Here is an 11,286-nt window from a genome sequence, read left to right as displayed (position 1 = left end):
AAAAGACCAAGTACGCCGCATCAGGATTCCCGCTAGAGAAGAGAGTCGGTAACCCATGACCCCTATCATCGCCTTCGGCGAAGCCCTCGTCGACATGCTGTCCAGCCGCCTCGGCACCGACAGCGGCCCCGAGTCTTTCACCCCCTACGCGGGCGGTGCACCGGCCAATGCCGCCGTAGCGTGCGCCAGACAGGGCATTCCCAGTCAGTTTCTCGGCATGATCGGCGATGATCGCTTCGGCGATTTCCTGGTCGATGAGCTCAATCGCTACGGCGTCGACACCCAGCACGTGGTAAGGACCCGCGAGGCCCGCACGGCGCTGGCCTTCGTTTCCCGCGACGCCCAGGGCGAGCGTCAGTTCGACTTCTACCGTCCCCCCGCTGCCGACCTGCTGTATCGCCGCGAGCACCTGCCATCCGGCATCTTCACCGAGCCGGCGCTGGTTCACCTGTGCAGCAACAGCCTGACCGACACCGCCATTGCCCGCACCACGCTGGACCTGGCCAGTATCGCCCGCCGCGGCGGCTGCCTGATCAGCGTCGACGTCAATCTGCGCGCGATGCTGTGGCCACAGGGCAACGTCGATATCGGACTGGTCGAGCAACTGCTGGAACGTGCCCACGTCATCAAGCTTTCCACCGAAGAGCTGGATACCCTGCGCGGCGATCGCGGCGTCGACGAATGGACCAGCGCCAGGCTGGCCAAGGGCGCCCGACTGATCGTGATCACCGATGGCCCGGGCCCGGTAATCGCCTATCAGGCCGATCGTCAGCAACAGGCAATACCGCCAAGCGTGCAGGCAGTCGATACCACTGCCGCCGGCGATGCCTTCATCGGCGGGCTGCTGGCTTCCCTGTCACGAGACGACGTGACCTGCGAGACACTCTCCGACTGGCTGGCCGACGAGGCCCGGCTGAGCGAGGCGCTGACGTTTGCCTGCCGCTGCGGCGCCTTTGCCGCCACCCGTGCCGGGTCTTTCGTCTCGCTGCCCGGCGCCGAGGATCTCGACGACCTGCCACGCTAGGACAAGCTGCCCCCCCAAGGTGCCCTCGCCGTGCTTACACGCTGTCGCGACGCTCATGTCGCCAAGCTCGTGTCGCGAAGCCACCCGACGCCGTCCTGTCGCGACGGCGTCTACTCCTATCGTCTAATCGACCTTCGGCGCCCTGCCTCGAATGGTAATGTCTCATCAACCGATCGCCTGCGAGAGCATCATGTTCGGACATTCACTCGAGCCTTGAGTCGAACGTTCATTCGGACATCGAGTCGAATATTCACTCTGACATCGGCCACGAGGTTTCCAGGCGATCCCTGCGCGACTTCCGTTTCAGGACGAGGACACATGAACAAACTGTTTGGCAGCGCCGATGAAGCGCTGGAAGGTCTCATCAAGGACGGCATGACACTGGCCGTCGGCGGCTTCGGGCTGTGCGGCATCCCCGAATCGTTGATCGTCGCCCTGCGCGACACGGGCAAGAAGGATCTGACCGTTGCCAGCAACAACGCCGGCGTCGACGGGTTCGGTCTCGGGTTGCTGCTCGAATCGCGCCAGATCAGGAAAATGCTCTCGTCCTACGTCGGCGAGAACAAGGAGTTCGAGCGCCAGTATCTCTCCGGCGAGCTTGAGCTCGAATTCTGCCCGCAGGGCACGCTGGCCGAGCGGCTGCGCGCCGGTGGTGCCGGCATCGCCGCCTTCTTCACCAAGACCGGCTATGGCACCAAGATCGCCGAAGGCAAGGAAGTGCGCGAGTTCGACGGCGAGCACTACGTGATGGAGCGTGGCCTACCGGTCGATGTGGCACTGATCAAGGCCCAGGTCGCCGACAAGGCGGGCAACCTGCGCTTCAACAAGACCGCGCGCAACTTCAACCCGTTGGCGGCGATGGCCGGCAAAGTCTGCGTGGTCGAGGTCGAGGAGATCGTCGAGACCGGTTCCATCGACCCCGACGACGTCCATCTGCCGGGGATCTTCGTGCACCGTATCGTGCACAACCCGACACCGGAAAAACGTATCGAGAAACGCACGCTCAGGGAGGCGAACTGACATGGCCTGGACCAAGGAACAGATGGCCGAACGCGCCGCGGGCGAACTGCAGGACGGCTACTACGTCAATCTCGGCATCGGCCAGCCGACGCTGGTAGCAAACTATATTCCCGAGGGCATGGATGTCTGGCTGCAGTCGGAAAACGGCCTGCTCGGCATCGGCCCGTTTCCGACCGAAGAGACCCTCGATCCCGACCTGATCAACGCCGGCAAGCAGACCGTCACCGCCCTGCCCGGCTCCAGCTACTTCGATAACGCCGATTCCTTCGCGATGATTCGCGGCGGCCACGTCAATCTGGCGATACTCGGCGCGATGCAGGTCTCCGAAAAGGGCGATCTCGCCAACTGGATGATTCCCGGCAAGATGGTCAAGGGCATGGGCGGCGCCATGGATCTGGTCGCCGGCGTGCAGCGCGTCGTCGTGCTGATGAGCCACACCGCCAAGGGGGAACACAAGATTCTGGGAGAGTGCAGCCTGCCGCTGACCGGTGTCGGCGTGGTGGACCGCATCATCACCGACCTGGGCGTGATGGACGTCACCGAAAACGGCTTGGCGCTGGCCGAACTCGCGCCGGACGTCACCCTCGAGGAAATTCGTGAAGCCACCGGCTGCGAACTGATCGACCAGCGGGAGACGGCCCATGTCTGAAGAAACGGCAGCCACCATGCGCGACGTCGTCATCGTCGCCGCCACGCGCACGCCGATCGGCACCTTCCAGGGTGGCCTGTCGAGCGTTCCCGCCGTGACCCTGGGCGCGACCGTCATCCGCCGCGTGCTCGAGGGCATCGATCCCGCCGGTATCGACGAGGTGATCATGGGCCACGTGCTGCGCGCCGGTTTGGGCCAGAATACCGCGCGTCAGGCCGCGATCGAGGCGGGCTTGCCCGACAGCGTGCCGGCGATGACCGTCGACAAGGTCTGCGGCTCGGGGTTGAAGGCAGTGCACCTCGCGGTGCAGGCGATTCGCTGCGGTGACGCAGAGGCGATCGTCGCCGGCGGCATGGAGAGCATGAGCCTCGCGCCCTACGTGCTGCCCAAGGCCCGTACCGGGCTGCGCATGGGCCACGCCGAGCTGCTCGACAGCATGATCAGCGACGGCCTGTGGGACGCCTTCAACGACTATCACATGGGGATCACGGCGGAGAACGTCGCGGAACAGTGGGATATCTCCCGGGAAGCGCAGGACGCCTACGCCGCCGAGTCCCAACGGCGCGCCTGCGCAGCGCGGGACGGCGGGCGCTTCGACGCCGAGATCACCCCGGTGAGCGTGCCGCAGCGACGCGGCGACGATATCCTCGTCGAGCGCGACGAGCAGCCCCGCGACGGTGTTACCGCCGAGTCGCTTGGCAAGCTCAAGCCGGCTTTCTCCAAGACTGGTAGCGTGACCGCCGGTAACGCCTCTTCGCTCAACGATGGTGCCGCCGCGCTGTTGATCATGAGCGCCGAGCGGGCCGCCCAGCTCGGGCTACCGGTTCTGGCGACCATCCGCGCCTATGCCAATGCCGCCGTCGATCCGGCCACCATGGGCATCGGCCCGGTGCCAGCGACTCGCCGCTGCCTGGAGCGGGCCGGCTGGACCATCGACGAGCTGGACCTGGTAGAGGCCAATGAAGCTTTCGCCGCCCAGACGCTGGCCGTGGCCAAGGATCTGGGATGGCGCGACGACAAGGTCAACGTCAACGGCGGCGCCATTGCACTGGGCCATCCGATCGGCGCCTCCGGCGCGCGCATCCTGGTGACGCTGCTGCATGAGATGCAGCGTCGCGATGCCAAGCGCGGTCTGGCGACGCTGTGCATCGGCGGCGGCCAGGGCGTGGCAACGGCGATCGAGCGCGGCTAAGCGCCAGGCACTTGCTCCTCGAGACGCGAACCTTAAAAGCGAAGGCCCGATCCATGGATCGGGCCTTCTTTTATAGCGGTGTCGTTGTCGTTCAGTGAATCATCAACGCGGATAGCGCTGCGTCGCGGCCCGCGTCAGTTCGGTGATACCCGCCCAGTCTTCGTTATCGATCAGGGATTTCGGCGCCATCCAGGAACCGCCCACGCACATCACGTTGGGCAGTGCCAGATAGTCGGCGGCGTTATCCACGGTGACCCCGCCAGTCGGACAGAACAGCGCTTCCGGTAGTGGGCCGCCAAACGACTTCATCGCCTTGGCACCGCCGTTCGATTCCGCCGGGAAGAATTTGAAACGACGGTAGCCATATTCCCAGCCGGTAACGACTTCGGAAACGGTGGCCACGCCCGGCAATAGCGGTACGCTGCTGTTGACGCCGTACTCGAACAGCGCCGGCGTGGTGCCCGGCGTCACCACGAAGTCGACGCCGATCTCCTCGCAAAGTCGATACTGGTCGATGCTGAGCACCGTCCCGGCACCGATGGCCGCGTCCGGCAGCGCTTGCTTGATCTGCTTGATAGCCTCGACCGCGCAGTCGGTACGCAGCGTGATCTCGAGCACGTCGAGACCGCCGTCGACCAGCGCCTTGGCTAGCGGCACGGCGTGCTCGAGACGCTCGATGACCAGCACGGGAATGATCGCGCCCGAGCGACAGATCGCATCCAGACGTTCGATGTGAGCGGTGGGAAAGCGTTGTTCGGATGACATATCGAAATGGTTCCTTTGAAAGAGGTCCGGCGCTAGGGCGCCCAATAGAGGGTCAGCGGACAGGTCAGGAAAGCCCGGATCGGCAGTTCGCGGACGTCGTCTCCGCTGAGCGCCTGGGCCAGCACTGCCTTCTTGGCATCACCGACGAGATGCAGCGCATGGCGCCGCGCATCGTGCAGTCGCGCGGCGCTCAGGGTAATCCTGGGCTGCGACACGCTGGGCGCTCTCACGGCCACGACGCTGTCATCGGTACTCAGCGCCAGAGAGAGCTCGCCGCTATCCGGGAACAGCGACGCGGTATGGCCGTCGTTGCCCATGCCGAGAACGACCAGGCTGGCCGGCCAGGGCAGCGCGGCCAGACGCGCGGCGACCGCCGCCACGCCCTGTTCCGGTGTGGGATCGTCCGTGGTCAGCGAATGGAACGTGGCCGCCGCCGCCGGACCAACGAGCAGCGTTTCCCGGACCAGGCGGGCATTGCTGTCGGGATGATCCGCGGCCACCCAGCGCTCGTCGGCCAGCGTGACGTCGACCCGCGACCAATCCAGCGCCTGCTCGGCAAGACGTTGAAAGAACGGCAGCGGTGTCGACCCGCCCGAGACGACCAGCAGCGCGCGCGGCTGGTCGGCGAGATCGGCCGTCAATGCGCGAGCGGCGGCCTCCGCCAGCTGGACGGCGATCTGCTCCCGTGGGCCCCCGATCGCCTTGGGCTCGGTAGACTGGGTATCAGTAGTCTTCATACCAGGAACGTCCGTCCTGCGTGATCATCGCAATGGAGGCGACCGGGCCCCAGGAGCCAGCGGGATAGCGACGCGGCGGGATGTCGCGCTTTTCCCAGCCGTCGATCAGCTGATCGACCCATTTCCAGGCGTATTCGACCTCATCGCGGCGCACGAACAGATACTGCTGGCCTTTCATGACTTCCAGCAGCAGGCGCTCGTAGGCATCCGGGATCCGCTCCTTGGGGAAGGCGTGGTTGAAATCCAGGTGCAGCGGGCCGGGGCGCAACCGCATGCCCTTGTCGAGACCGCCATCCTTGGTCAGCACCTGCAGCGCGATGCCCTCTTCCGGCTGCAGCCGGATCACCAGCTTGTTGGCAGCCAGATTGCGCTGATCGGGATCGAAGATGTAGTGCGGCTGCTGGCGGAAATGAATCACGATCTGTGAAAGCTTTTCCGGCAGACGCTTGCCGGTGCGCAGATAGAACGGCACGCCGGCCCAGCGCCAGTTGGCCACTTCGAGACGCATGGCGACGAAGGTCTCGGTGGTACTGGAGGTGTTGGCGCCCTCCTCGTCGAGATAGCCCGGCACGCTCTCGCCGCCCATGGTGCCGGCCACGTACTGGCCGCGCACCACGTGTCGGTTGAGGTCTTCGCCTTCCAGCGGCTTGAGCGCCTTGAGCACCTTGACCTTCTCGTCGCGAATGGCGTCCGCGTCGAGATTGGCCGGCGGATCCATGGCGAGCATGGTCAAGAGCTGCAGCAGATGGTTCTGGACCATGTCACGAAGCTGGCCGGCCTTGTCGAAATAGCCCCAGCGCCCTTCGATGCCGACCTGCTCGGCCACGGTGATCTCGACGTGCGAGATCTGGCTCTGGTTCCACTGGTTGCCGAACATGGGATTGGCGAAGCGCAGCGCGATCAGGTTCTGGACGGTCTCCTTGCCCAGATAGTGATCCATCCGGTAGATGCGCGACTCGGGAAAGACCGCGCCGATGGCGTCGTTGATCTCATGGGAAGACTCGAGATCGTAGCCGATGGGCTTTTCGACCACGACGCGGGAGTCGTCATCCAGGCTGCCGCTCTGCTGAAGGTTGGCGCAGATCGCCCCGTAGATGCTCGCCGGCACCGCCAAATAAATCGTCAGCGGACATGTCGCATCCGGACTCTCGGCGTGCCAATCCCGAATCTTTTCGTAGCCCTCGACGGTATCGAAGTCGAGCCGTGAATACTCGAGCCGCGCCAGAAAGCGATCGAGACACTTCTGCTCGAGCTCCTTGGGCTTGACGCGCTTCTTGAGCATATCCAGCACCAAGCCACGAAAACTGTCGCCATCATGCTCGTGCCGAGCCAGCCCCAGGATTCGAGTATCGGGGCCGAGCAGACCGTCGCGATCCAGGTGATAGAGCGCGGGATAGAGCTTGCGCAGCGCCAGATCGCCAAGGGCGCCGAACAGCGCCAGATCCACGTTGGGCGTTGCCTCTCTAGTCATTGCCTCCCTCCGCTAAAGTCGTTAATTTACGAATAAAATACGCCACTCGTGTGACATTTGACATTCAACTTCGTAACTAAATTACCGATCTCTCGTCAGTATACCGTGCCTCGGGATCTCGGACTGGCGCCCCCTGAGTATCGGCGCTTGGCGCACCTGTCGGCAAAGGCTAGGATGCAGGGCCTGCTCGATGAAAAGCCTAGTCATTCCGCCGCAAGGAGATGCTCGTAGCCATGGCAGTCCACGATCTGATTGCCCGCATTCGTTCGCGGGTCGACGAACTGAATCGTTCGGAGCGCAAGGTCGCCGACGTCATCCTTCAGGATCCCGATGCGGCGATTGGCATGAGCATAGCCACTCTGGCACAGGCTGCCTCCGTGAGCGAACCCACCGTCAACCGTTTTTGCCGAAATTTCGAGACCAAGGGTTACCCGGATTTCAAGATTCAGCTGGCTCAGAGTCTGGCCGGCGGCACGCCCTATGTCAGCCGTAGTGTCGAAAGCGACGACAACGCCACGGCCTACACCGACAAGATCATCGGCGCGACCATCGCCGCATTGGACGAAGCCCGCCGCGAGATCGATCCCAAGCGGATCGAACGGATCGTCGATCATCTTTCCCAGGCGCGTCAGATCAGCTTCTTCGCCTTGGGCGCCTCGGCGCCGGCGGCGTTCGATGCACAGAACAAGTTCTTCCGCTTCAATCTGCCGGTTGCCGCCTACAACGACGTGCTGATGCAGCGCATGATCGCGGCGGCCTCCCATACCGGCGATGTCATCGTCGTCATTTCCTATACCGGCCGCACTCGTGATCTGGTCGAAGCCGCCCAGCTCGCCCGCGACAGCGGCGCGCTGGTCATCGGCATCACCCGCGATGGCTCGCCTCTGGCCGATGTCTGCACCGACATACTTCCCGTCGATCTGCCGGAAGACACCGAAGTCTACATGCCGATGAGTTCGCGGATGCTGCACATGGCGTTGATCGATGTGCTCGCGACCGGTGTGACGCTGCGCCGGGGCGAATCGTTTCTGCCCCACCTCAAGAAGATCAAAGAGAGCCTGCGGCCGACCAAGTTCGCGCCGAAGGCGCCCTGAGCGCTTCCCGCCAGCGCGTCTGCGAGGTCATCGACGCTGGGGGGATCCTCGATCTCCTACGACCACTCGCGGCTTAATGCCGTCACCCGAATCCGGTTATCATGGGCGCCTTCTAATACCCGCGAGGCCGTTTTCTCATGCGCTGGATGCTTGCTCTAGTTCTATTGCTCGGTTGTTCGGCCGCCAACGCCGCCGACACCTTTCGCTTCACGGCGATTCCGGACGAGGACCAGTCACGCCTGGTCGAGCGTTTTTCCAAGGTCGCCGACTACCTCTCTAAGCAGCTCGGCGTCGATGTCGAATACGTCCCCGTTACCTCCTACGGTGCCGCGGTCACGGCCTTCCGTAACGACCAGGTTCAACTGGCCTGGTTTGGTGGATTGTCCGGGGTCCAGGCACGCCAACTAGTGCCGGGGTCGAAAGCCATCGCCCAGGGCAAGGAAGACGCCGCTTTCAGCAGCTACTTCATCGCCAATACGTCGACCGGCATCGAACCGGAGCAGGACGAACTGCCGGAATCGGTCAGCGGCCACTCGTTCACGTTCGGCGCCAAGACCTCCACGTCCGGTCGCCTGATGCCCGAACATTTCATCCGTCAGCGCTTCGACAAGGCCCCGGAAAAGGTCTTCTCCCGCGTCGGTTTCTCGGGCGATCACTCGCGCACCATCGCACTGGTGGAATCCGGCACCTACGACGTCGGCGCGGTGAACTTCACCGTGTGGCAGGCCGCCGTCGCGGACGGACGTGTCGATACCGACAAGGTCGAGGTGATCTGGGAATCCCCCACCTACCCGGACTATCAGTGGACGCTGCGCGGCGACGCCGACGAGCGTTACGGCGACGGCTTCACCGACAAGGTCCAGAAGGCGCTGCTCGACATGACAGACCCGGAGCTGCTGGAGAGCTTCCCGCGGTCGGGCTTCATTCCGGCCAGCAATGACGATTACGGTCCGATCGAATCGGTGGGTAAATCCATCGGCCTGCTGCGCTGAGGCCCATGTCGCTACTGCGCTTCGAAGACGTCGACCTGGGGCACGGCACGCACGTCGTGCTACCGGCGCTGACGCTGTCGTTTCAAGTCGGCGAACGCGTCGCGCTGTTAGGGCAGAGTGGCGCCGGCAAGTCGACGCTGCTCGCCGAGATTCGTCGCCGCCTGGGCAATACCGCCGCCTGGTGTCCCCAGGGGCATGGCCTGGTGCCGCTGCTGTCGGTCTACCACAACGTCTACATGGGACGGCTGGAGCGACATTCCGCGCTGGCCAATCTCTTCAACCTCGTCAAGCCCCGGCGGGAAGCCTGGCAGACCGTCGAGACATTGACGCATGAGCTGGGTCTCGAGGGCCTGCTACGCCGGCCGGTGGAGCAACTTTCCGGCGGACAGCGCCAGCGCGTGGCAATCGCCCGGGCGTTCTACCAGCAGCGCGAGATCTTCCTAGGCGACGAACCGCTGGCCAGCGTCGATCCCCACCAGGCGCTACGACTGCTGGAACGTATTCAGGCTCGCCATGCCACTAGCATTATCGCCCTGCATCAGCACCGCCTGGCGTTGGGTCACTTCGATCGGATCATCGGCCTCCGTGATGGCCGCGTGGTGCTCGACGCCCCGACCCGCGAGCTGACCCTGGCTCGGCTCGACGCGCTCTATCCGGATTCGGCCGCGACCCAGGGCGACACGAAAGATGAAACGCCGGGCGAGGCGAAAGGTGAGGACAGGGCAGCATCGTCGACATGAGTGGCGCACCGGGTTTATTGCGAGGCAACAGCCCCGGGTTGACGCTGGCACGCCGATCGCTGGCGCTGATCCTGCTGTGCCTGCTACTGCTGCCCTTCGCCGATCTGCGGATCATCGCTGTCGATCCGTGGGGAGAGCTGTGGCGCATGCTCCACGGTTTTGTCTGGCCCGATTTCCTCGGCCTGGAAAACCCGCTACGGGCGATCGCCCTGACCGTCAGCGTCGCGCTGTGGGGCACCTTCATCGGCGCGATACTGGGCTTCCCGTTGGCGCTGCTGTTTCACCATTCGAGAATGGTGCGAGCCTTCTGCGCGTTCGTCCGTGCCATTCACGAACTGTTCTGGGCCTTGCTGTTCATTCAGGTCTTCGGCCTGTCGGCAGTCACCGCCCTCGCCGCACTGGCCATTCCCTACGCTGGCATCTTCGCCAAGGTCTATGCCGAAATTCTCGAGCTCACGCCCAGAGCGCCAACCGACGCACTGCCCGGCGGGGTCGACCGGCTGTCGCGCTTTCTCTACGCCGAGTTGCCGCTGGTGTGGGAGCGTCTCGCCAGTTACACCCGTTACCGTTTCGAATGCGCCATGCGTGCCAGCGTGCTGCTCGGCTTCGTCGGGCTGCCAACCCTCGGCTTCTATCTTGAAAGTGCGTTCCGCGAAGGGCGTTTCGGTGAAGCCGGCGCCCTGCTGTGGGTCTTCTATGCGCTGATCGCTACCCTGCAGTGGTGGGGGCACCGCCGCCTGCTGCCGGTACTGCTGATTGGCGCGCTGTTTTGTCTGGGGCCGTGGCCGGAAGTCGACGGTGACCTGCTGTGGCGATTCGTCAGTCAGGATCTATGGCCCGCGCCCCTGCTCCAGGGCGATCTGGCCGGCATGGGCAGTTGGCTGGCCGGCCTGCCCGATCTGCTGCCGGCGATCGGCAATACGCTGCTGCTGGCACTCATGGGCACTGCCGGCAGTCTGGTTCTGGCGCTGCTGCTGTGGCCGCTGGCCAGCCGCCATTTCGGGCGACCATGGCAACGCGTTGGCGGGCGGCTGATCCTGGTCGTGCTGCGCTCGACCCCGGAACTGATGCTGGCGTTCATCTTCCTGCTGATGCTCGGGCCTTCGATGCTGCCGGCCTGGCTGGCGCTCGCCCTGCACAACGGCGCCGTGATCGCCTTTCTGGTCGCGCGCCATGCCGACGGCCTGAAAACCGGAATGGCCGATCTACCGGCTTCCGGGCGCTACGCCTACGAACTACTGCCCAGGCTCTACCCCAACCTGCTGGCGCTGATCTGCTATCGGGCGGAAGTCATCATGCGCGAGACCGCCCTGCTCGGCATGCTCGGTGTCGCCACACTCGGCTTCTACATCGATTCCAGCTTCCAATATCTGATGTTCGACCACGCCTTCTTCCTGCTGCTGATCACCGCTGTGCTCAACATCGGCGTCGATGCCCTCTCCCGCCGTTTCCGGCCCCGCGAGGTCCCGCTGGACGATCCGTGTAGTCGGTGAGGTTGGTGGAATGCGGTATCGACATACAATTCGACGTACAAAAGACATTCCGCGAATGGGGAAGAATCGCCGCGAGCGGGAGCGATACGAGCGCATCAAGGACACGCCC

General features: G+C 64.2%; 11 protein-coding genes. 8 read left to right on the top strand and 3 right to left on the bottom strand.

The features are described 5' to 3' along the window. Positions 1-55 precede the first annotated feature (55 nt). From BTW08_RS13395 to BTW08_RS13380, 4 genes are all read left to right on the top strand, one after another. Entirely contained in the window at positions 56-1,024 is a 969-nt protein-coding gene (locus BTW08_RS13395) for a carbohydrate kinase (RefSeq protein ID WP_075563030.1), read from the top strand. A 318-nt stretch (positions 1,025-1,342) separates the two neighbouring features. After that, a complete protein-coding gene (locus BTW08_RS13390) occupies positions 1,343-2,044 on the top strand; it encodes a CoA transferase subunit A (protein ID WP_075563029.1) in 702 nt (233 codons plus the stop codon). A gap of 1 nt (position 2,045) precedes the next feature. Then, entirely contained in the window at positions 2,046-2,693 is a 648-nt protein-coding gene (locus BTW08_RS13385; RefSeq protein ID WP_075563028.1) for a CoA transferase subunit B, read from the top strand. A gap of 16 nt (positions 2,694-2,709) precedes the next feature. After that, entirely contained in the window at positions 2,710-3,885 is a 1,176-nt protein-coding gene (locus tag BTW08_RS13380) for an acetyl-CoA C-acetyltransferase (RefSeq protein ID WP_075563079.1), read from the top strand. 102 nt (positions 3,886-3,987) lie between these two features. Here the strand turns inward: BTW08_RS13380 and BTW08_RS13375 are convergent, their stop codons facing one another. From BTW08_RS13375 to zwf, 3 genes are read right to left on the bottom strand one after another with little or no spacing between them, the layout of a single operon-like run. Then, a complete protein-coding gene (locus BTW08_RS13375; RefSeq protein ID WP_075563027.1) occupies positions 3,988-4,650 on the bottom strand; it encodes a bifunctional 4-hydroxy-2-oxoglutarate aldolase/2-dehydro-3-deoxy-phosphogluconate aldolase in 663 nt (220 codons plus the stop codon). 32 nt (positions 4,651-4,682) lie between these two features. Then, positions 4,683-5,387, bottom strand: a complete 705-nt coding sequence (gene pgl, locus BTW08_RS13370; RefSeq protein ID WP_075563026.1) for a 6-phosphogluconolactonase — start codon at positions 5,385-5,387, stop codon at positions 4,683-4,685. Beyond that, positions 5,374-6,858, bottom strand: coding sequence for a glucose-6-phosphate dehydrogenase (gene zwf, locus BTW08_RS13365; RefSeq protein WP_075563025.1), 1,485 nt, complete (start codon positions 6,856-6,858; stop codon positions 5,374-5,376). The genes pgl and zwf overlap by 14 nt, the downstream gene beginning before the upstream one ends. 233 nt (positions 6,859-7,091) lie before the next feature. Between zwf and hexR the strand changes: the two genes are divergently transcribed. From hexR to BTW08_RS13345, 4 genes are all read left to right on the top strand, one after another. After that, positions 7,092-7,952: a transcriptional regulator HexR gene (gene hexR, locus BTW08_RS13360; RefSeq protein ID WP_075563024.1), complete on the top strand. Its 861-nt coding sequence runs from the start codon at positions 7,092-7,094 to the stop codon at positions 7,950-7,952. A 137-nt stretch (positions 7,953-8,089) separates the two neighbouring features. Then, entirely contained in the window at positions 8,090-8,944 is an 855-nt protein-coding gene (locus BTW08_RS13355; protein ID WP_075563023.1) for a putative selenate ABC transporter substrate-binding protein, read from the top strand. Between the two features lie 5 nt (positions 8,945-8,949). Then, a complete protein-coding gene (locus BTW08_RS13350) occupies positions 8,950-9,684 on the top strand; it encodes an ATP-binding cassette domain-containing protein (protein ID WP_075563022.1) in 735 nt (244 codons plus the stop codon). Continuing rightward, positions 9,681-11,177 carry an ABC transporter permease gene (locus BTW08_RS13345; RefSeq protein WP_075563021.1) on the top strand — a complete coding sequence of 499 codons (1,497 nt, stop codon included), beginning with the start codon at positions 9,681-9,683 and terminating at the stop codon, positions 11,175-11,177. Before BTW08_RS13350 ends, BTW08_RS13345 begins: the two co-directional genes overlap by 4 nt. Positions 11,178-11,286: the final 109 nt, after the last annotated feature.

Origin of the sequence: Salinicola sp. MH3R3-1 (assembly GCF_001937155.1) — a bacterium.
In the GTDB taxonomy this organism is placed as follows: domain Bacteria; phylum Pseudomonadota; class Gammaproteobacteria; order Pseudomonadales; family Halomonadaceae; genus Salinicola; species Salinicola halophyticus.
The sequence above is the reverse complement of the archived record's forward strand: the minus strand, read 5'-3'. Positions and strand labels throughout refer to the sequence as shown.